General features: G+C 46.5%; 18 protein-coding genes. 8 read left to right on the top strand and 10 right to left on the bottom strand.

Translation table 11 applies throughout. The annotated features are described in order from the left end of the window. Positions 1-163: 163 nt before the first annotated feature. Positions 164-1,708 (bottom strand): exopolyphosphatase, encoded by a 1,545-nt coding sequence (gene ppx, locus KO533_RS02415; protein ID WP_028760274.1) that lies wholly within the window; start codon positions 1,706-1,708, stop codon positions 164-166. Between the two features lie 42 nt (positions 1,709-1,750). After that, positions 1,751-3,922 carry a polyphosphate kinase 1 gene (gene ppk1 / locus KO533_RS02410; RefSeq protein ID WP_028760273.1) on the bottom strand — a complete coding sequence of 724 codons (2,172 nt, stop codon included), beginning with the start codon at positions 3,920-3,922 and terminating at the stop codon, positions 1,751-1,753. A 376-nt stretch (positions 3,923-4,298) separates the two neighbouring features. On the opposite strand from ppk1, the gene yegD reads away from it, so the two are divergent. Together yegD and KO533_RS02400 are read left to right on the top strand one after the other, a co-directional pair. Then, on the top strand, positions 4,299-5,765 hold the full coding sequence (gene yegD / locus KO533_RS02405; protein ID WP_219252722.1) for a molecular chaperone: 1,467 nt from the start codon (positions 4,299-4,301) through the stop codon (positions 5,763-5,765). Between the two features lie 45 nt (positions 5,766-5,810). Further along, positions 5,811-6,299, top strand: a complete 489-nt coding sequence (locus KO533_RS02400; protein ID WP_113941505.1) for a CreA family protein — start codon at positions 5,811-5,813, stop codon at positions 6,297-6,299. A gap of 156 nt (positions 6,300-6,455) precedes the next feature. Here KO533_RS02400 and KO533_RS02395 read toward each other — a convergent pair whose 3' ends face one another. The 3 genes from KO533_RS02395 to pdsR all read right to left on the bottom strand — a co-directional run bounded on the left by KO533_RS02395 (position 6,456) and on the right by pdsR (position 10,828). Beyond that, positions 6,456-7,655, bottom strand: a complete 1,200-nt coding sequence (locus KO533_RS02395) for a cystathionine beta-lyase (RefSeq protein WP_219252720.1) — start codon at positions 7,653-7,655, stop codon at positions 6,456-6,458. Positions 7,656-7,884: 229 nt separating this feature from the next. Continuing rightward, entirely contained in the window at positions 7,885-10,044 is a 2,160-nt protein-coding gene (gene pdsS / locus KO533_RS02390; protein WP_028760269.1) for a proteobacterial dedicated sortase system histidine kinase, read from the bottom strand. Positions 10,045-10,135: 91 nt separating this feature from the next. Further along, complete coding sequence (gene pdsR / locus KO533_RS02385; RefSeq protein ID WP_006081337.1) at positions 10,136-10,828, bottom strand: proteobacterial dedicated sortase system response regulator; 693 nt, start codon at positions 10,826-10,828, stop codon at positions 10,136-10,138. A gap of 258 nt (positions 10,829-11,086) precedes the next feature. Here pdsR and pdsO point away from each other — a divergent pair, with 258 nt between their 5' ends. The 3 genes from pdsO (at position 11,087) to KO533_RS02370 (ending at position 15,029) form a co-directional block, all read left to right on the top strand. Next, the gene (gene pdsO, locus KO533_RS02380; RefSeq protein ID WP_219252717.1) at positions 11,087-11,917 is read left to right on the top strand and encodes a sortase-associated OmpA-like protein PdsO; all 831 of its coding nucleotides are present in this window, start codon (positions 11,087-11,089) and stop codon (positions 11,915-11,917) included. Between the two features lie 87 nt (positions 11,918-12,004). Next, positions 12,005-14,311 (top strand): marine proteobacterial sortase target protein, encoded by a 2,307-nt coding sequence (locus KO533_RS02375; protein WP_219252716.1) that lies wholly within the window; start codon positions 12,005-12,007, stop codon positions 14,309-14,311. A gap of 10 nt (positions 14,312-14,321) precedes the next feature. After that, entirely contained in the window at positions 14,322-15,029 is a 708-nt protein-coding gene (locus tag KO533_RS02370; RefSeq protein WP_219252714.1) for a class GN sortase, read from the top strand. A 105-nt stretch (positions 15,030-15,134) separates the two neighbouring features. Here the strand turns inward: KO533_RS02370 and KO533_RS02365 are convergent, their stop codons facing one another. Further along, positions 15,135-16,160 carry a GGDEF domain-containing protein gene (locus tag KO533_RS02365; protein ID WP_028760265.1) on the bottom strand — a complete coding sequence of 342 codons (1,026 nt, stop codon included), beginning with the start codon at positions 16,158-16,160 and terminating at the stop codon, positions 15,135-15,137. 209 nt (positions 16,161-16,369) lie between these two features. Here KO533_RS02365 and KO533_RS02360 point away from each other — a divergent pair, with 209 nt between their 5' ends. Then, entirely contained in the window at positions 16,370-17,992 is a 1,623-nt protein-coding gene (locus tag KO533_RS02360) for a M28 family metallopeptidase (RefSeq protein WP_219252712.1), read from the top strand. Between the two features lie 132 nt (positions 17,993-18,124). Here KO533_RS02360 and KO533_RS02355 read toward each other — a convergent pair whose 3' ends face one another. The 3 genes from KO533_RS02355 to KO533_RS02345 all read right to left on the bottom strand — a co-directional run bounded on the left by KO533_RS02355 (position 18,125) and on the right by KO533_RS02345 (position 20,851). Further along, the gene (locus KO533_RS02355) at positions 18,125-18,988 is read right to left on the bottom strand and encodes a hypothetical protein (protein ID WP_028760263.1); all 864 of its coding nucleotides are present in this window, start codon (positions 18,986-18,988) and stop codon (positions 18,125-18,127) included. A gap of 379 nt (positions 18,989-19,367) precedes the next feature. After that, on the bottom strand, positions 19,368-20,375 hold the full coding sequence (locus KO533_RS02350; protein WP_198572720.1) for a RimK family alpha-L-glutamate ligase: 1,008 nt from the start codon (positions 20,373-20,375) through the stop codon (positions 19,368-19,370). 20 nt (positions 20,376-20,395) lie between these two features. Further along, complete coding sequence (locus KO533_RS02345) at positions 20,396-20,851, bottom strand: DUF413 domain-containing protein (protein ID WP_219252710.1); 456 nt, start codon at positions 20,849-20,851, stop codon at positions 20,396-20,398. 108 nt (positions 20,852-20,959) lie between these two features. Here KO533_RS02345 and hdfR point away from each other — a divergent pair, with 108 nt between their 5' ends. Continuing rightward, positions 20,960-21,829, top strand: coding sequence for an HTH-type transcriptional regulator HdfR (hdfR, locus tag KO533_RS02340; protein ID WP_219250518.1), 870 nt, complete (start codon positions 20,960-20,962; stop codon positions 21,827-21,829). Positions 21,830-21,839: 10 nt separating this feature from the next. Here the strand turns inward: hdfR and KO533_RS02335 are convergent, their stop codons facing one another. Further along, entirely contained in the window at positions 21,840-22,211 is a 372-nt protein-coding gene (locus KO533_RS02335) for a diacylglycerol kinase (RefSeq protein ID WP_028760259.1), read from the bottom strand. A gap of 279 nt (positions 22,212-22,490) precedes the next feature. Here KO533_RS02335 and KO533_RS02330 point away from each other — a divergent pair, with 279 nt between their 5' ends. Next, the gene (locus KO533_RS02330) at positions 22,491-23,402 is read left to right on the top strand and encodes a DNA ligase (RefSeq protein WP_219252708.1); all 912 of its coding nucleotides are present in this window, start codon (positions 22,491-22,493) and stop codon (positions 23,400-23,402) included. Positions 23,403-23,437 lie beyond the last annotated feature (35 nt).

Genomic DNA, 23,437 nt, shown 5'->3' with positions numbered 1-23,437 from the left:
CCAGATTGACAGCTAACTTAACCTTGTTTTAGGCGAGATAATGGCCCTCGATTAAGGGCAATATTTTAGCGCCGAACAGTGCCGAATCCTTCGCTAAATACACTCACACAGAGCTAACCCACACTCGCCTCGGCCACGTTAGGCTGAGCTAACGCCGTAACAGCTAAGTCAGACTAGACACTAAACGCAGGTTCATTCCAAGTGTGAGCATTTGTTTTTGTTCTCGCTGTAAATCTTTCATAAACAAGCTGATTTTCCGCTTATGGCTTGGTAGTACTAGCATGAGTCCATCGGGGATCACTTTAATATGATCTAAGGTCAGCGTCTTAGCGATACGGCCAAGATTGAGCAAGACAGCGAGCCTAAGCAAGCAGAGCAGGCGATTGAGCGTGAGCTTATGGTTGGGATCGAGCTCAGCGAGCATTAATTCGTTAGGCTTTTTTCTGTGATTGGTGATAAGTCGTGCTAAATCCAGCTGTAATGCTTCGCTAAACCCAGGTAAGTCACTGTTACTGATAATGTAACCGCCGTGTTTGTGCAGGGATTTTGAATTAATGTGTAATCCGATTTCATGTAAGGTCGCGCTATAGGCGAGCAAGCGCGCATGGGGCCTTAATTGCCATTCATCGGCGACCTGTTCAAACAAGGCCATAGCAGTGTCGCGTACCTTAGCCGCGTGGGCCATATCGATATGATAAAGCTGGGCAATACTGTCGACGGTGCGGTGGCGAATATCCTGATACTGACCAATCTTTGCCAGTTCATAGAGTACGCCTTCACGCAGTGCGCCTGGGCTAAACTCAAGTTTTTGAATAGGTAAGCGCCTAAAAAAGCTGATCAAAATGGCAAGTCCGGCGGGCACTAAGGGAATGCGTTTATCATCGACGTTGGCAAATTGGATTTGGCTAATATGGCCACATTTGATCAACTTGATTTTGAGCTGTTTGAGTCGTGGCAGCGTGATAGTTTCATCGCCGTGTTCTTCTTGAATCGCTTCGCAGATGGCTTTCACTGTGCCTGAACTACCCAAGGTGAGTTCCCAGCCGCCCGCGAAATATTCCTTTGAGAGCGACGCGAACTGCTTATCGGCCGCACTTTGGGCATCGCGAAATGAGGCTGGGGTGATGAGCCCATCAATAAAGAAACGCTCATTAAAACTCACACAACCGCAGCGCAGGCTAGATAACTGAGTTGGGGTATTTTTCTGGCCGATCACCACTTCGGTAGAACCGCCACCGATGTCGATGACTAAATTACTTTTTCCTAGCACTTGGCTTTGGGCAATACCGTTATAAATCAAACGCGCTTCTTCATGGCCCGAAATGACCTCCACCGGATAGGGCATGATGGCGAGCGCCGCCTCGATAAACTGATCGCGGTTTTTGGCGATTCTCAGAGTGTGGGTGGCGACTAATCGCACTTGCGCTTGGTCGAGATTGGAAAATCGTTGGTTAAAATCCCGTAGGCAATTGAGCCCACGTTCTATGGCGTCATTGTCGAGAATATTTTGCGCATTGAGTCCAGTGGCGAGCTGAACCTGTTGTTTTTCTTTATGTAAAATCTGCAAACTACCATCTTGCTCGCGTGCGATGACCAGATGAAAACTGTTCGACCCCATATCGATGGCGACAAAGTGGCGCGATTTAGAGTTTGCGAGTACATTGCTGGGCGTAGCGTGTGACTGTGTGTGCGAATATGTGGTTACCAATCGGATTATCCTTAGGCAATCAAAGCGATATAAAGCCAGCGATTAGCTGGCTTTGGCCCGTAACTCAGGTGTTATGTCAGGCTGAGTTTTCACTTCTCGCTCAGCGTCACCCTCATGGGTGGACATACGTAAGGCATTAAATTCTTGCAGTTGGCGCTTCTCATAATTAATCAGATATTGATAAATGGCAATTTGAGAACGCACTTTTCGTTTGTTACCGCGATTCCGATAAGGATTACTTTGTTCCTTGTTAATGACACGTGCTTTAGTGTTGTCATTGAACTGTAAGGATAAAATATCCATTATCATCTGTTTTAGGCGCAGATCATAAATCGGCACACTCACTTCAACGCGATTATCTATGTTGCGGCTCATCCAGTCGGCGGAGCAGATGAAGAGTTTGTTCTCTCCACCCGCGTGGAACAGCATCACCCGCGAGTGTTCGAGGAATCGGTCGACGATACTATAGACTTCGATGTTGTCGCTGATCCCCGGAATTTGCGGGATAAGCGAACACATGCCGCGAATAAGTAACTTGATTTTGACCCCAGCCGCCGAGGCTTCATAGAGCTTTTGTACTAAGGATTCATCGAGTAAGTTATTTAGTTTTAAGGTAATCGCCGCCTTCATATGGCTTTGGGCATTGACGATTTCATTATCAATCAAGTGACTCAGTTTTTGTCTGGCATCGTAGGGCGACACGATTAAATGCTGGAAGTTATCGCGGCGATACGGATGCTCAATTAAGTCAAACACTTGCTCCACTTCACGGGCAATTTCTTGATTGGCGGTGAACAGTGACAAGTCAGTGTAGACCCGCGCCGTGCCTTCGTTAAAGTTGCCTGAGCCGACGTGACAATAAAGTTTGATTTCCCCTTGTTCTTCGCGGCCAATTAAACACAACTTGGAATGCACTTTTAAGCTGGTGATACCGTGGTGAACTTTGACGCCCGCTTCGGCCAAGATGCGGGTCCATTCGATGTTGGATTGCTCATCGAATCTGGCCCTGAGTTCAATTACGGCGGTGACTTGTTTGCCGTTCTTCACTGCATCGATAAGCGATTGCATCACATGGGATTTTTTCGCCACTCGATATAAATTAATTCGAATAAAGCGCACCGCCGGATCGTAGGCCGCTTGGCGCACCATTTCGGTAAAGTGGGAAAACTTATGGTACGGATAATTGAGCATGATATCGCCCATCCGAATCGCATCGAAACTGTTGGCACTGCGGCCAAAACCTGCACTATTGAGCGCCGGTAGTTTTTCGTTTTCGAGGTAGTCGCGGCTCGGGTTGGGGAAGGCGATAAAGTCTTTAAAGCTATGGTAACGCCCGCCTGGGATCAAACATTCGGTCGAGCTGATGTTCAGGTTTTCTTTGAGCATCACCAACATGTGTTCGGGCATTTCTTTGTCATACACTAAGCGCACAGGCTCGGCGGTAAGACGTTTTTTCAATCCCTTGGTCATTTTCTCCAGCTGGGTTTGTTCAAGCTCGTCAGTGATATCAAAATCGGCATCGCGGGTTAACTTCATCGAATACACTTCGATAGCATCGTACTCGAAGAAGGGACCAAAGAGTTCATCCACGCAGTGGCGAATAATGTTATCTAATAAAATCAGATATTTTTTCGCTTTACTCTTTTCGGCTGGGAGTTCGATAAATCGCGGTACATTTTTAGTCGGCACTTCGACTAAGGCGTATTGGCGGCGAGCTTTAGTGAACAAACACACACACAAATAGGTGGCGTCGTCGTTGATTTGCTTGATCAGATCGCGATTATTATTGACCATAAGCGGCGCGATATGGCGTTTGAAATGGTCTCTAAAATGCTTTTTCAGCCAGTCGCTGTGGAACTCGCTTAATTGTTTCTCATTGATTAACAAAATATTACGGCGCACAAGTTCGCGCATTAAATCCGTGTATATGCCATCGAACCTTTCTTGCAATGCCATGACTTTCGATTGGATCTTGGCCATTAAATGGCGGCTATTACTGCGACCTTCCTGCAGGGATGACAGCAAAATGGAGCGTCTGACCGCAGCCACACGCACCCTAAAAAACTCATCCATGTTATTGGAAAATATCCCTAAAAAGCGCACTCGCTCCACTAAGGGAACATTGTGATCGCAGGCTTCTTGCAATACCCGCTCATTAAAAGACAACCAAGAGAGTTCTTTATCAATCGAAAGTTTATCGGTATTCGGGGACACTGCACAGCTCCTTTAAGCAAGCGTCATGGCGCAATATACAATAGCATTCATCCGCCGTTGTGCAATCAGATTTACTGCCGACAAGTGAAGGAATTTCAATGATAAATATTGCGTACACGCCAAAATCAGTCTGGGATTTATCTGGGATAAAGATACGAGGGAAATATGTCAACTTGATGACGAGTGTGACAGAAATATGACCTTATGATGATCATCTTGGATTGAGCTTAAATTCTGTTCGCGTCACTGCGATTTAAGCCTTGAGAAACTGTGCAAGCGTGGCTTACTGGAGAATAAATCCGTCAGTGTTAACTCCTTGGGCATTATCGCAAACTATGTTATCTTGCTCGGCTTTTTTATCGCGGGAGTAAAAGGTATGTTTGTTGGATTTGATTATGGTAGTGCTAACTGCGCCGTAGGGATCATGCTGGATGATGGTGTGCAGTTATTGGCGTTATCAGAGCAATCAGCTTATTTGCCTTCGACCTTATACGCGATGGACAGGGAACTGATCGCCGAGGCGGTTTATCGTGGCCTTCCCACTGAATTAAAAGCCGATTACGCCAAAAAGCGCGCCGCGCAATTGAGTCGCGCCCGTATGGTGCGCCATGAGTTAGATCTCGATGCCGATGTTCAGGCTGTATTTGTTGGCGAGCAGGCGGTGAGCGCGTATTTAGAGATGCCGGAGGAGGGATTCTATGTCCGTTCGCCAAAATCTTTTTTAGGCGCGACAGGGCTTAGACCCGAACAAGTGGCCTTGTTTGAAGATATTGTTACCTTGATGATGCAGCACATTAAAGTGCGCGCCGAATCTGTGTTAGTTGAAAAGGACCTTGTTAAACAGGGTAGCACTGCGATGATCACCCATGCGATTATTGGTCGTCCGGTGAACTTTCAAGGTATAGGCGGTGAAGAGAGTAACCGTCAGGCCGAAGCCATTTTGACCTTAGCGGCAAAACGCGCGGGTTTCATCGACGTTGATTTTCTGTTCGAGCCGTTAGCGGCGGGGATGGATTATGAAGCGACCTTGACCGACAACAAAACGGTATTGGTCGTCGACGTAGGCGGCGGTACAACGGACTGCTCTGTTGTCAAAATGGGCCCAGCCCATAAACAAAAAGCGGATCGCAGTGAAGATTTCCTCGGCCATAGTGGTCAGCGTATCGGCGGTAACGATCTCGATATCGCCCTTGCAATGAATGCCTTTATGCCGCACTTTGGTTTAGGTTCCTTGATGATCAATGGCAAACCTATGCCCAGTAAAACCTTTTGGAATGCGGTCGCAGTGAATGATATTAGCGCCCAGCGAGAATTCAGTACCTTAAGTAGTCGTAAATTGATTGATGAATTGGTTAAAGAAGCCGAGCAGCCACAGTTACTGAAGCGATTGTTAAAGGTGCAACAGCAGCAGTTAAGCTATCAACTGGTTCGCCAAGCCGAGCGTGCGAAAATTGCACTGTCAGATACCGATAATACTGATGTTAATCTGGATTTTATCGAAGCGGCGCTGCACGCAGGTGTGAGTCGTGAATTGTTTGAAAATGCCATTGAGCCGTCGCTGACGAAAGTGGAAGCCCTGATGCACCAAGCGCTCACGCAAGCTGCAAAAACTTTGGCTGCAACAAATGTTGCGGTAAACCGCTCAGCAACTGAGGATTTATCCGCTGAAGCAGAGTGTAAACCCGATGTGATTTACGTGACGGGGGGGACGGCACGTAGCCCTGCGATTTATGCAAAAATCGCTGGTATTTATCCCGATATTCCGGTCGTGGTCGGCGATCACTTTGGCTCTGTGACAGCCGGATTAACTCGCTGGGCACAAAAGCTATTCGCTACGCATTAATATATAAGCGCTAGCATATCAGCACTAATGTAAAAGGATGTATGAATGAAAACTCTGTTGAAGTGTGCGTTTGCGGCCTCTGTAGGTTTATTGCTTGCGGGTTGTGGTGACGATGTGGGTAAGGTGAGCTTAGGGCTTTTTACCACTAAAGATGTGATTATTGATGCTAAAAACGATCCTAAAATACCTGGGGTGACTTGCCATATCAGTCGTATCGAAGCCAATTTAGATTTTGCCGATCCGTCCGATATGGGAATCAGTTGCCGTCAAACTGGGCCAATTACTGCGGCCGATCTGGCGAAGATAGACATGGGGAAACACGGCGAAGTGATTTTCACTGAATCCCTGAGTATTTTATTTAAGTCATTAAAAGTGCGCCGGATTTATGATGCACAAAATCAGACTCTGTTGTATTTGTCCTATTCGACGAAAGAGACCAATGGCAGCCATAAACATGCGCTCTCAACAGTGCCGCTTTATGGCTCTGCGGCTTGGGTTGATCCTGCATTAAGTATTGGAACGAAAGCGCATTAATCGCTGTAGAGTTTATGGTTTAGCGGTTTATTTGCTATAAGCATAATGATATTGCAATAAAAATTCGTATTTGTGTCAGTATCGATAAGAGAAGGGGCGGAATATTTATTCCGCCCCTTTTTTATATTCTGCTAGCACTTAGTACATTAAATATCGTTACTTAGCTTTGGCCGCCAATACTGCGTTAAAGCGTTCAAACCCAGCACTGAGATCGGCGATTAAATCAGCGGGATCTTCTAAACCAATATGCAAACGAATTAACGGTTTGCTCGCATCCCATTGCGTCGCCGAGCGGATTTTTTCAATGCCGAAAATGCCGAGGATTAAACTCTCGTAGCCGCCCCAAGAAAAGCCCATCTTAAAGTGACTCATATTTTCAACCAGTGCGGTGACGGCATCGGCATCGCCCTGTTTTAAGATAAAGGAGAACAAGCCGTTGGAGGCACTAAAGTCGCGTTTAAAGAATTCGTGCCCAGGGCATGTCTCGAACTCGGGGTGACGCAGATGATCGACTTCTGGCCGGGTTTTCAACCAGTTGGCTACTTGCAGTGCATTTTTTTCATGCTGCGCCATACGCACGCCTAAGGTACGTAGGCCGCGGGCAGCAAGGTACACATCGTCTGGCGATGTGGTTTGTCCCATTAAATAACTGTGTTCACGTAATTGTGGCCAGTATTTTTCGTTGGCCGTGGCCGTGCCTATCATCACATCCGAGTGACCGACGATGTATTTGGTCGCCGCTTGAATTGAGATATCTACACCCATTTCAAAGGGTTTGCTATTGATGGGCGAGGCCCAAGTGTTGTCCAGCATAGTGATCAACCCATGTTCGTGGGCGATGCGGCACAAGGTCGGTACATCTTGCACTTCCATTGTGATGGAGCCCGGAGACTCTAAAAACAGTACCTTAGTATTGGGGCGAATGAGGTCGCGAATGCCTGCGCCAATCAGCGGATCGTAGTAAGTGGTTTCGATACCAAAACCGCCGAGAATATGGGTGCACAGATCCCGCGTTGGCTCATACACGCTATCAACCATTAACAGGTGATCGCCCGTTTTTAAAAATGACAGTAGCGCCGCACTGATCGCCGCAGCGCCAGAAGGATACAGCGCCGTACCGACGCCGCCTTCTAGTTCGGCAATCGCAGCCTGAAAGGCAAAATGGGTTGGGGTGCCACGGCGGCCATAAAACATCTCGCCATTGGTTTTATTTTTCGCGGCGTGGCGCATTTCATCCATTGTTTCGAAGACGATAGTCGAAGCGCGAAAGACGGGCGGATTGATCACGCCTTTGGTCCATTTTTTGTCTCGACCTAAGCTGACGATTTGAGTGGCTTGATGATGTTTATCTGTCATTGGATCATTACCTTGGCATTTAGGTTGAACGAATAGGTTGAACAATTTGGGAGAATAATTGGCGTTTCTTATCGATTGTTATGGCGGTCATCTTAGCATCTGCACGCATAAATGACAGGAGGCGCGTGATGAGTTTGGCTCATGTTATTGGCCTCCTGTATTTTAGCTGTTGAGATTATGACGCAGGGCTTAAAAGCTGTAACACGCTTAACTTAAAGCCCGCATGTTCTTAATTTAAAGGTAAGGTAACAAGGATATCCACACCATTATGTTCGCTGCGATTACGGGCAAGGATTTGTCCTTGGTGGAACTCGGCGACCAATCGCGCGATATACAGACCTAAGCCTAGGTGGGGTTTATCTTGGGCTTGATTAATCCGCACCGACACCATGGAATCGAAAATCTGCTCCGACATATCAATGGGCAGTTCAGGCCCTAAGTTACTGATAAGCAGAGTTGCTTGCTTACCCACTTGGGTGAGTGTGACTTCGATAGCACTGTCTTTATGGCAAAACTCAATGGCGTTGGCGATAAGTTTGTCCATTAACTGGGCGATATATTCTGGCACACCTTGCATCATCAGTGGTTGTTCGGGCACTTTCACACTAAAGCCTTGTTCTGGATAGGTCATTTGATAACCTTGCATACAACCGCTGACCACTTGGGAGAGTGGGAACTTAGTGATATCGGCCTGCGTTAAACTCTGTTCTAAGCGTGTTGCCTCGCTCATGTTGTTTAAAATCATGCTTAAGCGGCTGACACCTTCTTGGGCGCGGTCGACATATTTTTGCGTGTCTTTATCTAAGGTCTGCAGGTTTAAATGCTCAAGGGATGAACGCACCACAGCCACGGGCGTGCGCAACTCATGGGACAGGCGCGACGACATGTTTTCTAGATAGTGAGTGTACTGACCCAGTCGCCCCACAATGCTAGAGAAGCTACGGGACAGATCGCCAATTTCATCCCGAGCCTTCGACGGTTTGAGGTGATTACGCACACGGCCTTGGCTGTCGATGGCATTTTCGGCTTCATCGCGCAATTTACGAATGCGGTTAGAAATACTCGAGGCGAAGAAGAACAGCGCCAAGGTGCCCATACTCATTATGGTCAAAATCACGTTAAAGAGTTTTTCCAGCGCTCGGTTGCGTAGGGTTCTAATTCCGTGGGTGGTTTCTTCGGCGACGACGGCACCCATCACATTGTTATCAATCCAAATGGGGCTCGCAGCGGCGAGTACCACTGCTTTGTTGTCTGGGGTTAACCGCCAAGTCGAACTTTGCTGACCCGCGAGGGCTTTTTGGATATGACTGCCGTCAAGCTCGGTGGAATCTTGTAAGGAATCAATAAAGTCTTTGGGCGGTTTAGTGAGAATTTTATAGTACAGCGGATGCAGATAATCACGCTTGAAGGTATCCCACAGCGCGGTGCTCTTTTCATCTTCTAAGGTGCGAGTCCATACACTGTCATTAGCGCGAATGTCGCCGGATTTTGCCAGTACGCGACCGTGTTTATCTACCACCCAAATACGTGAGCTATAGTGGCTCATGCCTTTGATAATACTTTCAATTTCCGGTGATGGTACCAGCACAGTGCCGAGATTGTCGACCGTATCTAAGGCCGAGGTGCCGACAACTGCAGCGACATCACGGTATTTGCTGTCGTTGACATCGGCAATGGCAAATCCGAGTTTGCTGCCGACCATGTCTAAGGGAATACGCAGCTCGACATTGTAGCCCACATCTGTCGTCGCCCATTGTCCTTGGATGCGTACCTCAGGTGTAACAGGCACAGTTTGCTTAGGATTAGCGGGTAATTCGAAGGCGCTGATCCAGCCGGGTTGAGTCGTGGCAACGATATAGCGTTTGAATTTATTGTCGGGCGCGAGTGTTGCAATCGAGAGATGATCGTTTCTATCGACACTTAGAGCATTTTTACCCCGCAGTACCACGGTTGGATCAATGACTTGAAAAAAAGCATACAGATAACCATCGTATTGGCCGACCATGTGGGTAAAGCTTAAGGTCAGGGGGGCGTTCGGATCGGCACGCATAATTTGGTGCGCCTCACCGTATTGGATAAATCTGTGCTGATATTCCTGCCATTCGTTGAGTTTGCCGTCGAGTAGAATCGCCCCCGCCAGTGGATAGGCGTATAGATCGCGGCTTTTTTCCACTTGCTTTAAAAAACTCGCTTGCCCATCGAACAATTTCGGCCGCTCGTGCAGCGCGGTGGCCAGTGCTTGAGTGGTGCCTTCTAAGGTGCGTTCTTGGCCGTGGCGAAGATACTTTTCCATTTCCCACACATATTGGTACCCTAGCCAAGGTAGGCAGAGCAAGAACAGGCTAAGGCCGATGACTTTAGTGCGTAGACCAAAGGGGAAACGTGTCATAAGTTAGGGATCAGCATTAATGGGTTTAAAAGTTCATTCATCCAAGGTTATCTGGTTCAACGCCGCGCTTAAAGGTTTGTTAAGCCATAGATCAGGCTAAGCTGTCCCAGCGATAACCCATACCATAGACAGTATCAATACAATCAAACTCTGGCGCGGTAGCGATAAACTTTTTGCGAATGCGTTTCACATGGGAGGTGATAGTGCTGTCATCGACAAAGATTTTAGCCTCTTGCATTAATTCATGGCGACTGCGTACATGGCCAGGATGTTTGGCTAACGCATGCACCATCCAAAATTCGGTTACGGTAAGCTCGATTGGTAACTGGTTCCAATAGACTTGCATGCGGTTGGCATCAATGGTCAGTGGGCCACGTTCGAGCAAGTTTTCCTGCGCCGTTTGGCTGGCCGCAAGTTCAGAACGTCGAAACAATGCGGCTAGCCGTGCGGTTAAATGGGGAAAACTCACTTCTTTACTCAAGTAATCATCGGCGCCTAAACGCAGGCCACACACAGTATCAAAGTCACTGTCACGGGCGGTTAAAAAGATGATCGGCAGCGTGCTCGACATGGCGCGCAATGACTGACATAGCATAAAACCGCCGTCAATTTCATTACCTAAGCCGATGTCGATAATGGCTAAATCTGGTAAACGGGTATTAAAGGCTAGCATGGCCGATGGTCTGTCGGCGTAGGTTTGCACGCTGTAACCGTGTTGTTGCAGCACGTCCTTGTAATTCTCGCGAATGGCCGCTTCATCTTCCACTATGGCTATACGCTTCATAGAGCCGTATTCCTATTGACTTGGGGGAGTAAGTTTTCGTGACTATACAGGATTTTACCCGAGAAAAAAGGCCACAAATGCAATTGCCATTTTGTTGCCACAATTGATAGTTGTATTGCCATTTTCCATCCCTGCTCATGCCATTCCACTTGTGTTTAATAGCCCCATTCAGTTTTGTACCCGTTTGACCTGATGTGGTGTTGAGTGGATTGCTTCAGGTACGAGTCCAAGCTCAGCTAATAATCAAAAAGGAATGAGATGATGAAAAAGACACTAATTAATCTATTGGTTTTGAGTTTATTAAGCGCACCTGTAGCCAGTGTGTCGGCGCGGGTTTCACTGCAAAACCAAGTGATAGGACAAGACCTCACCCTAGAAAATGATGTCTATGCTAGCGGTATAGCGATGGATGACGAATACGCAAGCGAGGACGAACAACCGGAAGCCCTCATTGGCCTCGGTGGTGGAGCCTTAGTGGGGGCGTTAGTCGGTGGTCCAGTGGGGGCCATTATTGGTGCGTTCACAGGCACCTTAATTGGCAAATCGGTCAGCGATACAGACACATTGCATGTTCAGCAAAGACAGATCCATTTGCAAGAGTCCCAGTTATCCGAGTGGAGTGTAAAACAGCAAGCCGCCGAAAAACGGGCGAGCGAATATACCAAGGCGCAGCAAGAGCTGGATGAGTTGCTGTCAGCGCAACGTCAATTGCTCAGTGAACTCGCCTTGGGGCTTAGCGTACAGTTTCGTACCGGTTCCTCTGAGGTTGAATCGCATTTTTTACCTCAATTAGATGATGTGGCTGAGGTGATGAATTTGTCACCAGAACTCAATCTTGAGCTGAAGGGTTATGCCGACCGCCGTGGTGATGAGAGTTACAACCAAGCCCTTTCTGAGCAGCGTCTACTGGAGGTACGTGGCTACCTGATTAAGCAAGGCGTCACTGCCGAGCGTATGACCACTCAAGCCTTTGGTGCTTTATCGCCTTTGAAAGCCGACCAAGACAGAGAATCGGATGTGTTCGACCGCCGCGTGACATTAACACTACAGCCTCATTTGGCCTTGACGGCAAGGCACTCTGCTGACTAGCGGTCAATTTAAGCAGTCCATTTTACGTCGTTCATATTAACGACAACCAACATCAGTTCATATTTGTTAATAGAGGAAGCCTTTGTGATGATCACAGGGAAAAGGGTAAAAGAAGTGAGTGAAGCGGTAGCGGTATTGCTGATCAGTGCCGCCGTGTGTTGGGGTTTGCCCTTTGTGGCATTGGCTTCGCCGAATAGTACCGGCACATTATCTGTGCCACAGAATATGGCTTCGGCATTGGTCGGGCAAAATAGTGCTGAGTCACACATCATTAATTACGATGATATTACGCAGGGGCTGTTGCTTTATCGCCAGCCGAGCGGTGCTTGGGTGCCATCTTTGCCGCTCGATACACAAGTGTCGATGCAAGTCTCTGGCTTAAGTAATCGCGTGAGCGTGAAACAGGTTTTTCGCAACAATACTGAATTTGTGTTGAATGGGCAATATTTGTTCCCGCTGCCCAATGAGGCTGCGGTGGATTCGTTGCGATTACATATAGGCCAGAGAGTGATCGAGGGGCAAATTCATCCTAAGGCTGATGCCAAGCAGATTTTTGAGCAAGCGAAAGCTGAAGGCAAACGTGCCAGCTTAGTGAGCCAAGAGCGGCCTAATATGTTCACGACCGAAGTCGCAAACCTAGCACCTCAAGAGGAGCTGATTGTAGAAATCAGCTATCAGGAGACCATTAAATATGAAGATGGTTTGTTTAGTTTACGTTTTCCGCTGGTGGTCGCGCCCCGTTATATTCCGGGATTAACATCGGATTCAAGTGCTAGCGACTCACATGATCCTATGGCACAGGTGCGCCAATCAAGCCGAGTGACAAGTTCGCAGGTGTTTGATGCTGACCGGATTGTGGCACCAGTGCGGGACGGCGCCAGTGGACGCGACCCTGTGCTGAAGGCAGACATTCAAGTCTTACTTGCAAAGGGGGTTGATAAAGCGTCCATTGAGAGTCCTTACCATGACATCAAACTCAAGCAAGACAACAGCGGCGCGGTCGATGTATCGCTGGCGCAACGTGTGCCCGCTAATCGTGATTTTGTGCTGCAATGGCGAGTACAGCAGGGCACGAGCCCAATGGCTTGGGTGTTTAATCAGCAAGGTAAAACCCATAAGCTCGATGGCGAAAATCTGTCTCAGGATACACTTGAGACAAGTAAAACCAGCGGCGTAAATGATGATAATTACAGTCTCGTCATGGTGTTGCCTCCTAAGGTTGAAAAGAGTACTCAGCCGAGTTTGCCCCGTGAATTAATTTTAGTGATTGATACTTCGGGCTCTATGGCGGGGGATTCTATCGTTCAAGCTAAAAATGCACTGTTATACGCGTTAAAAGGACTGAAGCCGGAGGACAGTTTTAACATTATCGAATTTAACTCCAGTTTGTCTCAGTTCTCAACAGTGTCATTACCGGCGACCTCGTCGAATTTGTCACGGGCCCGTCAGTTTGTGAGCCGTTTACAGGCCGATGGTGGCACTGAAATGGCGTTAGCACTGGACGCTGCCTTGCCAAAATCCTTGGGCAGTGTATCGCTTGATGCAACGCAGCCTTTGCGCCAAGTGATCTTTATGACCGACGGCTCTGTGGGCAATGAACAAGCGTTATTTGATTTGATCCGTTATCAAATAGGTGAAAGCCGACTATTTACTGTCGGTATAGGTTCGGCACCTAATTCTCACTTTATGCAAAGGGCGGCTGAACTCGGTCGTGGCACTTTTACCTATATTGGCAAAGTGGATGAGGTCGATGAGAAGATCAGCGCCTTACTCAGCAAAATTCAATATCCAGTGTTAACCGATATTCAAGTGCGTTTTGATGATGGCAGTGTGCCCGATTATTGGCCATCACCGATTGCCGATCTGTACCGCGGTGAGCCAGTGCTCGTGAGTTTAAAGCGCAGCGCCCGTGAGCCACAGGAGTTAGTGATTTCAGGACGCCAAGGGCATCAAAACTGGCAACAGTCGCTCTCGCTGCAGGATAACTCCGCAGGATTGATGACCCATCAAGGTGCAGGTTTAGACTTACTGTGGGCGCGTAAACAGATTGGTGCATTGGAGTTGAGTAAAAATGGCGCGAATGATGACAAGGTCAAACAGCAAGTGACGGCCTTATCAATGAATTATCACTTAGTCAGCGCCTATACCAGCTTAGTGGCGGTGGACTTAACCCCAATTGATTCAACTGCAATGAGCCGTGATGCCGTGGTTCGTCAGTACTTGCCCTTCGGTTGGCAACCTTTTGGAGCCTTGCCGCAAACCGCGACGTCAAGCCGTTTGGATATGTTATTAGGTGCGCTGACCTTGCTACTCGCCTTGATTCTTACTGGATCGATTGTTCGACAAAGACGGGAAGAGAAGGCGGCCTTGGTGGCACTTACCAGTGAACGATGAGTTAAGCGCGATGAGCAAAAGCAGAACACAGCGATTTTTAGTGGTGGGATTATTTTTAATTGGCGCAACATTGTTAGGAAAGGGACTCTATATGCAAGCTAAAGCACACTTTGCACAGTATTTGATTGAACAGGCGTGGACTAAAACCTTGGCTGATGGTCAATCCCATAAACCTTGGTCATGGGCGGATACCTATCCCGTGGCAAAGCTGTCTATTCATCGTGAGCAAGTGGCGGCGAACAACAATATTGAAGCAGAGCTTAATGACAGTTTATATGTTCTTGCGGGGGCTTCTGGGCGAAATTTGGCCTTTGGTCCGAGTCTGGTGTTGTCCAGTGCGCCAGCGGGGCAAAAAGGCAATACTGTGATTGCCGGCCACAGGGATACGCATTTTGCGATACTCAATGGCATGGCCGTGGGGCGTCGATTATCGTTACAAACGCTTAAAGGCAATCACATTATTTATGAAGTGGTGGCGACTCAGGTCGTACATGAAACAGAAACTCACTTTATGGCGCCATCCGATGATAATCGCTTAACGTTAATTACGTGTTATCCCTTCGATTCACTTCAAGGCGGTGCTGAACTGCGGTTTGTGGTGCAGGCGATCCCCGTCGAAAATGAGTCGATGGAAACACTCGGTACGAATGCATCCGTTTCAATAGGGAGTGGCGTGCAAGGGAATATTGGAACTGTTTCTCGCAGTTTCAAACATTAATCTGAAATCTCATTTAAATCCTTCATGTAGCTTTCAAAAAAATGCTCTTTTGTTAATCATCTTAGCCTGAAGCTGAATTATCGGCTTCAGGCTAAGTTATAACCATCAGTTACTGATAGGCAGCACACGATTTCGTCCTAAGCGTTTGGCTTCATAAAGTAATTTGTCTGCCGCTTCAATCAATTGCATACCCGTTTGTTTTTCTTGCCATTGGGCGACGCCAAAGGAAGCACTGATATTATTGATGCGTTCGTCTTTGCGTCTGTCTTTTAAACTGAGTTTTTCGAGTCCACGGCGCATAGCTTCGGCCAGTTGCCTTGCGATGCGTAGCTGACTTTTAGGGACAATAATCGCAAATTCTTCACCGCCAAACCGATACAGTTTCGTGCCATCGCGGCAGGATTCCTGTAGTCGTTTCGCCACAGCGCGTAACACTTGGTCGCCGAGCTGGTGGCCATAGGTGTCGTTAAACACTTTAAAATGGTCGATATCGGCCAAGATCACACAAGTGCCTAAGGGGGCTTGGGCTATCATTCCTGCAAAATCAGTGTCGAAGGCGCGGCGATTAAAGCAGCCTGTCAGTGCATCGTAGAGAACGTCTTTTTCTGTTTGTTCAAGTTTTTTCTTTAGTGCGTCTATTTCGGTTTGAGCCTTCTGCAACTGACCGGTAAAGAACTCTGTGCTCGAGCGAATATTGTCCGACTCTTTCACTAAGCTGCGGACCAGATCGAGTACTTGCTCAACACTAAAGCCCTCGTCTTCGATGCGGTTGAGCTTTTCAAAATTACTTTCGATACGTGACTGGAAGTCATTGGCATCTAGATTGGTATCTTTGAGTGATTGGGAAAGCTCAGTCACCATAGCATCCAGATTTTGGCGCATTTCTCTGACATCGAGTTCAACTGGGTCGGCAACATATTGGCGATACAAGATTTCGCTACTGACTGGAGGGCAAGTGTTGTATTGGGCAATAACAGTATCGAGTTGTTGATTTAACTCCGGATTTTGTTCACCAACATAAGTGTACCAAAGCGCATAGTTAACGGGGGTGGTCGGAATTTTATGTTTGAGCATCAGAGGCACTGCTTTTTTGAGGTTCAGTGCAGCGGCTTGTAATAACTCTAGCGACATATTGTTACCTTACTCAATGAAAATACACGGATATTTTAAAATTTCGCTATTTTTTATTCTGTTGCAGTCAGGTTTAGGTCAACGACAAAAATATCGGTCAGATGGAGACATGATTACCGTTTACTCTTGGATGTAGCGACTCCGTTTGCGCTAAGACTTCCATCATAAATTAAAGATGATATGGTAAAGTCTATCCTTAAAACCAAATAATGATAATAACTTGGGAGAAAGTTGTGAAAAATTTAATCATAACCACAAGTCTGTTGGCCACTATCTCATTACCTGTCTTTGCTGAAACGGCATTTGTGAAAAGTCTCGATCTCGTGCAATACCGAACCGATGTGAAAACCTTAGCGAGCGATGCTTTTGGGGGACGCGCGCCCTTGTCTGAAGGTGAGACGTTAACTTTAGACTATTTAGTGACAGCATTTAAAGATATGGGTCTCAAACCCGGATTTGGCGATAGCTATTTACAGGCGGTTCCTTTGGCGCAAATTAGTGCCGATCAAAACATGCAGCTTGATATCGGCGGACTTAAATTTGCCAATGGCAGTGAATTTACCGCGAGAACCCAAAGAATCGCCGAAAAAGTCAGCTTGAATAAAAGTGATGTGGTATTTGTTGGCTATGGTATCAATGCACCCGAATATGGCTGGAATGATTATCAAGGGTTAGATGTAAAAGGCAAAACGGTCATCGTACTCGTGAATGACCCCGGCTTTGCGACCCAAGATCCAACAATATTTAAAGGCAATGCTATGACCTATTATGGTCGCTGGACTTATAAATATGAGGAAGCGGCGCGTCAAGGCGCTGAGGCCGTGTTTATTGTCCATGAAACCGCGCCAGCCGCCTATGGCTGGGGAGTGGTGCAAAACTCCAACACGGGCACTAAGTTTACTCTGGTCGATGCCAATAATAACCAAGGTCAAGTGGGCGTGATGGGCTGGGTTCAGCACGAGGCCGCACAAAAAATCTTTGCCAAAGCGGGATTGGATTTTGATACCTTAAAACGGCAAGCTGCCAAGCCAAACTTTAAGGCTATCCCACTTAAGTTGAGCGCGCAGCTCACGTTAAACAATAAAATTGAACGCGCCGAGTCCCATAACGTTGCGGCTTTACTGCCTGGCAAAACGCGCCCCGACGAAGTGGTGATGATGCATGCCCATTGGGATCACCTCGGTACTGTGATTGAAGACGGTAAGTCAGAGATTTTAAACGGAGCGGTCGATAATGCCAGTGGTGTGGCGGGGGTTTTAGCGTTAGCGCGTTACTTCAAACAGCAAGCTAGCACGGCGCCACTGGATCGCTCGGTGCTCTTCAGTGCCTTTACTGCAGAAGAAACGGGTCTGATTGGTGCACAGCATTTTGCTCAGCATCCCAGTGTGCCAACCAAAAATATCGTCGCCTTTTTAAATATCGATGGCATGAATGTAAATAAAGGCGTGGATTACATTTTGCGCTATGGGGAAGGGGTATCTGAGTTGGAGCAATACTTAGATAAAGCTGCCAAAGCCCAAGACCGTTCGGTAAAAGCGGATCCAAGACCACAGAATGGATTGATGTTCAGATCAGACCATTTTGCGCTGGCCCAGCAAGGTGTACCAGGATTGTTATTTATGAGTCTTGGGGATACAGATCCTGACTATATTGCGCATAAATATCACCAAGGAGCCGATGATTATGATCCAAATTGGACGTTGGAGGGGGTGAGTCAAGACCTAGACTTGATCGCCAGTATGATAACCACTTTAGCGAATGGTTCAGATTGGCCCCATTGGCTTGAATCATCAGACTTTAAAGCCAAACGTGAGCAGGATGGCCGTAAATAGGTTTAATGGGTTGAATCATGAGGGCGTCCAGTAGGCGCCCTTATTTTTTAGCACTAATTTGGCTAGGGTTCGGGCAACTGTTTGAGTTAGAAGGGGTGTTTAATACAATATGGGAAGAGATTTTTTATAAAATTAAAAGGAATAACTGATAGAAAGCATAGGGCCAATAAAATTGTAATAGATGTTGTAATCGGCGATTTGAGTATCTTTATTCGGCGAATTTTGGGCGATATCAACGTCAACTTTATAGTAGTTATAGGCCACGCTCATACGCCAGTTTGGGGTGATTTGTGCATTAACCCCCACTTTAATATCAACCAGTTCGCCTTTGACATCATTGAGTTTGATATAGAAATACTGTGCATGGCTGGTGATTTGCCAACCGGGAACAAATTCATACTGACCATATATGCCAATATCGGGCAGTGGTGCAGTGACATTTTCGTCAACAATGCGCGGAATTGCTTGGCTACCGCAGACATTATTGAGTAATTCCGATGAAGCGCAAACACCAATCACCCCTTCAAAACCTGTCTTGATAAACATAGTATGTAAACCAAGTGATAGACCGACATCATAGTTACTGCCTTGAAATACATCATAGCCATAGCCGAAGCGCAGTACATCAATGTTTAAAGTTGAATTTAGATTACCGCCTGCTTTGATATCGTAAATGGTGTCGTTAATCTCGAGCTGGAAGGGTTTGGTTAAGGCTTGGGTTTCGGCGTTACGATGAAGCTGTTTCCAGTCTAGGTAGATATTGTGCCGTTCGTTAAAGTGATAATTTAACTCGATAAAGGGTAAAAATTCGTTTTCTGCAAGTTGTAGATCGGACTCATAATCTAAAGTGAAATTATTACCCGAAATAGGGTTAGTGACTTCCATATTGGTGTCTGATTGCGAATAAAAGCCGCCTAACTGAATAGTAAAATCATCGGCTTGCACTTGAGTGCTGAGCAGTGACGCTATGATTAGGGGTAATAGGCGGATCGACATGTTAAGGAGTGACTCCTGCATTATTCTTATTATGTTTAGCGATAAGGTCAGAATTTAGTGCCATAAAAAAACAACATTTGGAGTTTAACAGCAAATTTTTCAATGTGAACAAAATGTTTTAAAAAATGCAAAAAATTGTGATTCAAAACAAAAGTAGGGCTGGTTCTCGTGAGGTTGAATGAAATTTGAGTGAGCGATCACATCAATTGTGGATTGAAAGACTAAGGACAAGTGTTTCCTTCCTGAACGGCTTTAGGATTGTTGCGTTGTTGATGGGGCGAGATACAAATGGATATAGACACAAACATGGCGGAGAATCATCGATATTGAGAATATCTAGCGGTACGATCCCGCTAGATATTGATATGTCCTAGTGCTTCTATTTCGTCTCGATAGAGGACGCAGACGATAGAGGTGGCGGGGTAGAAGTCTCAGCCTCTACGCTATCAGCTACGATTTTTGGGCTACTTGGTTCATCTTTATTAAACATGCCTAAACGGATACGAATAAAATGCAAAATTTGCGCGGCAATATCCACATTCAAACAGGACTCTAAGCCCTCAAACCCTGGAGATGAGTTAGCCTCACAAATTTTGTAATGGCCGTTATCAAACAATAAATCGATACCTGCAACATCAAGATCGAGAATATTGGCTGTTTGGGTGGCAAGCCATTCAATTTCAGGAGTGATCTGAAATGGACGCGCTGAACCACCGGCACTGACATTGGCTTTGAAACTGTCTTCTTGACCACGCCTTTCATAGCAACCCGCCACACGACCACCAATAGTGAATACGCGTAGATCGCGCCCATGACTGTTAGCGATAAACTCTTGCAGAATGATGTTAGCGTTTTTATTGGTCGCTTCAATCAGCTGCATTAAATCGTCAAATTCACGCGCCTTATGGGATAAAAACACACCACTGCCCTGTGAGCCTGAAAGTGTTTTTATCACCACAGGAAAACCGAGATGGCGTTCTACGAGGGCGATATCGACGGGGAACTTAACCAACATGGTTTTAGGCGTAGGCAGATTTTTCTCGGCCAACAATTGTTGGGAGAATAACTTGTCTTTAACGATTTCAATGGCTTTAGATGGATTGAGGCAATATACCCCTAATCTTTCTAAGTGACGAATAATGGCTAAAGCAAAGTAGGTCGTGCCTGAGCCCATTCGCGGAATGATAAAATCGGGCAGCTCGACGGCTTGCCCATTCAATAAAATACTCTTGTTATCTTCTCTGGTGACAGTCAGATCAAATTCATCAGGTGCATAAACTTCCAACTCTATGTTATCGGCTTTTGCTGCCGCCAGTAGACGCTCAATTTCATACCATTCAGGTTTTAGCTGAGTCGCGGTTTCTTTATATAAAATCCAACCACGCATTTAGTAGCAAACCTTAATCTTCATTCTTTATCCTCGGGTTCAGGTTCATCCTGAACATCATCTTCAATATCAAATACAGCCTCAGCCTCAGCCTCTATTTCTATCTCGGGCTTGGTTGCAGGCAAATGCACTGTACCAACCACGGCATAAAAGGGTTTCCCCATGGCGAGCCTGCGATACTTTACCCAGATCTGCTCTAACAAGCTACTGGGGGCGATATTTCCTTTGGCGACTTCCACAAATTGGGCTTCATCAGAGGTGCAAGGCAGCGTTTTTCCTTCCGCTAAATTCTTCATCGCATGACCATGCAATTCAAGGAGTTCAGCTTCTTTATTGGTAAAATCGCCGCTTCGTTTAAAGCCTTTGGGGAAATTAGCGTCGTCGTAGAAACGTTTTTGAGAGACAAAACTGGCAGCAACTGAGCCGTTAAACGTCTCAGAACCCTTGTTAGCGTTAAAAAAAGACTGTTCAGACATGGCAGATACCCTCTAGTTTTTGATATACAAAGATTTGCAACTGGAGTATTGGCTAGTATTATTGATTTATAAATCAAAAAAATTTGCCTATGTTGGTCAAGAATTTTTATGGATACCGATTTACTAAAAACCTTTCTCGAAGTCTCCCGTACTCGCCATTTTGGTAAAGCGGCTGAGAATCTTTATCTCACCCGAAGCGCTGTGAGTTTTAGGGTGAAACAGCTTGAGAGCATTTTGGGTGTCGCCTTATTTGAACGGCAACGTAATAATATTCAGCCCACGCCAGCAGGCGAACGTATGCTTGGTCATGCCGAGGCGGTGTTAACAGCATGGGAGCGGGCTAAGCAAGATGTTTCCCTCAGCCAGTTACAGACAACGCAGCTTGCCATCGGTGCAGGGCCGAATATTTGGGACGCTTACTTGCAAGGTTATTTACAGGGACTGCATGTCGGTTTACCTGGCGTGGCGTTGCGCACCGAAGTGCTACCCGCGAATGCAATGACGCGTCAGCTAATGGACCGTACCCTCGATATTGCGATTTCATTCGATCCGCCAAAGCTTGATCAATTTGAGATAGTACAACTGGGGCAAATTAATTTGTTGTTGGTGTCGAGCTTAAAAGGTCAAACGGTAAAAGCGGTTGTGCCGGGGCAATATGTAAAAGTCGATTGGGGTACGGCGTTCAATATTGTTCACGCGCAGGAATATGCCTCGCTGCCAGTGCCAACGCTGCACACGAGTTCAGCACGTATTGCGTTAGATTTCATCTTGAATAATGGCGGCTGCGCATTTTTACCTGAGCATCTAGTGCAACATGCATTGCGCGGCGGCGAATTGCATCTCGTCAGCGGCGCGAATGCCATTTCACGAAATGTGTATCTTGCGTATTGGGCTGAGAATGACCGCTTAGCCCAGATCAAACAAGCCATCGACTTTTTAAGGGACGATGGCTCAATGGTTTCTCATACAACGGTTTAGAAACTAAGAATTAAAGCACTAGCGGTGTTAATACAACCAGCCAAGTTAATCCACAAAGCGCAAGACTCATAAAGACGGCAGCCGAGGCAATGTCCTTGGCTTGGCCACTTAACGGGTGTATTTCACTGCCGACACGGTCAACCACAGCTTCAATCGCCGAGTTTAATAGCTCAACAATCAACACGATAAACAACGTGAAAATCAGCATAAGGCGTTCAATAGTGCTGATATCAACCCATAAGGCTACGGGTAACATGACTATCGTCAAGATTAATTCCTGTCTGAAGGCGGCTTCGTGGATCCAAGCGGCTTTTAGGCCCTTCATCGAAAATCCCGTCGCTCTGAATATGCGCTTAATACCGTGATTATTGGCTGGTTTCATAGTGTTTCCAATTGACGTTAGCGACAAAGCGCTGAGGTTCTACTCATTCAAAACAGGGTGGATAAATCCTACTGTTGTCTTTGTTAACATTTGACTGAGTCATAAATTTGGCCGCAGTATAGCCTGAGATGAAAAGTGCATAAACAATTAACTGAGCAAATTTGATCATCAACATTCGTTGTTAACTTAGGGAGTTAGTGACTTTTGCGGTTATTTTAGTGCAACTTTAGCCGTGCGGCCTAAGCTTGATGAAGGATATATTGCCGCGTGGGCAAGGGAATGACTCATACTAACCCGTTACGAAATTTAACATTTAATCAGTTCATCCGTTTTAGTGTTTTTAAGCTCAGCTTGCTCATACTTTGCGGTTTAACTCTTTCGGTTAACGCACAAACCTCACCACCTGCCATACAACTAGCTACTGAGTTTGATGCGACTCGAACTTCGCAAGATATTAATATTCAAAATTTTTTGATTAGTGAGAAACTCGACGGGGTTCGAGGTTACTGGAATGGCAAGGAATTATTCACTCGGCAGGGAAATGCCATCGCCACACCCATTTGGTTTACTGCGAATTTTCCGAATTATCCCCTCGATGGTGAATTATGGCTTGGGCGAGGTCAGTTTGAAGCGATGTCGAGTTTAGTTCGACAAACCTCAGCTAAGGATGATGATTGGCGCAAAGTGCGATTTATGGTGTTCGATGTCCCCAAGGCGAGTGGCGACTTTCAGCATCGCTATCAATTTGCGCTGACTGAACTGAGTGGCAAATCGAATTATCTTGAAGTCATAGTGCAGTTCCAAGTAGAAAGCCTTGAAACCCTGTATCAAAAACTCGATGCCTTAGTTGCAAAAGGCGCCGAAGGCTTGATGCTGCATCGCAGTTCTGCGACTTATATCAGTGGCCGCAATCCTCATTTGATGAAGCTAAAACCTTATTATGATGCTGAAGCTACTGTTATCGCTTATATCCCTGGTAAAGGTCAATTTGCAGGGCAGATGGGCGCATTAAAAGTGCAAACGCCAGACGGCCGAATTTTTAGTATTGGCACAGGTTTTAGTCTCGCAGAGCGCCAACATCCCCCCGCAGTGGGCACTATCATTACCTATAAATATCTTGGTCTTACCGTTAACGGTTTACCGCGGTTTGCCAGTTTTTTACGGGTAAGAACCGATGTTGAAACTGAGTAGCCGTTCCTAGTAAATCAAATTGCGCATAAGTCTTT

The sequence above is a fragment of the Shewanella sp. NKUCC05_KAH genome (assembly GCF_019345585.1).
In the GTDB taxonomy this organism is placed as follows: domain Bacteria; phylum Pseudomonadota; class Gammaproteobacteria; order Enterobacterales; family Shewanellaceae; genus Shewanella; species Shewanella oncorhynchi.
This window is presented reverse-complemented; position numbering and strand designations above follow the sequence as displayed.

Coding starts and splice junctions, on each gene's coding strand:
- yegD (WP_219252722.1), top strand. CDS start 4,299: ATGTTTGTTGGATTTGATTATGGTAGTGCTAACTGCGCCGTAGGGATC.
- KO533_RS02400 (WP_113941505.1), top strand. CDS start 5,811: ATGAAAACTCTGTTGAAGTGTGCGTTTGCGGCCTCTGTAGGTTTATTG.
- KO533_RS02395 (WP_219252720.1), bottom strand. CDS start 7,655: ATGACAGATAAACATCATCAAGCCACTCAAATCGTCAGCTTAGGTCGA.
- pdsS (WP_028760269.1), bottom strand. CDS start 10,044: ATGACACGTTTCCCCTTTGGTCTACGCACTAAAGTCATCGGCCTTAGC.
- pdsR (WP_006081337.1), bottom strand. CDS start 10,828: ATGAAGCGTATAGCCATAGTGGAAGATGAAGCGGCCATTCGCGAGAAT.
- pdsO (WP_219252717.1), top strand. CDS start 11,087: ATGATGAAAAAGACACTAATTAATCTATTGGTTTTGAGTTTATTAAGC.
- KO533_RS02375 (WP_219252716.1), top strand. CDS start 12,005: ATGATCACAGGGAAAAGGGTAAAAGAAGTGAGTGAAGCGGTAGCGGTA.
- KO533_RS02370 (WP_219252714.1), top strand. CDS start 14,322: ATGAGCAAAAGCAGAACACAGCGATTTTTAGTGGTGGGATTATTTTTA.
- KO533_RS02365 (WP_028760265.1), bottom strand. CDS start 16,160: ATGTCGCTAGAGTTATTACAAGCCGCTGCACTGAACCTCAAAAAAGCA.
- KO533_RS02360 (WP_219252712.1), top strand. CDS start 16,370: ATGATAATAACTTGGGAGAAAGTTGTGAAAAATTTAATCATAACCACA.
- KO533_RS02355 (WP_028760263.1), bottom strand. CDS start 18,988: ATGTCGATCCGCCTATTACCCCTAATCATAGCGTCACTGCTCAGCACT.
- KO533_RS02350 (WP_198572720.1), bottom strand. CDS start 20,375: ATGCGTGGTTGGATTTTATATAAAGAAACCGCGACTCAGCTAAAACCT.
- KO533_RS02345 (WP_219252710.1), bottom strand. CDS start 20,851: ATGTCTGAACAGTCTTTTTTTAACGCTAACAAGGGTTCTGAGACGTTT.
- hdfR (WP_219250518.1), top strand. CDS start 20,960: ATGGATACCGATTTACTAAAAACCTTTCTCGAAGTCTCCCGTACTCGC.
- KO533_RS02335 (WP_028760259.1), bottom strand. CDS start 22,211: ATGAAACCAGCCAATAATCACGGTATTAAGCGCATATTCAGAGCGACG.
- KO533_RS02330 (WP_219252708.1), top strand. CDS start 22,491: ATGACTCATACTAACCCGTTACGAAATTTAACATTTAATCAGTTCATC.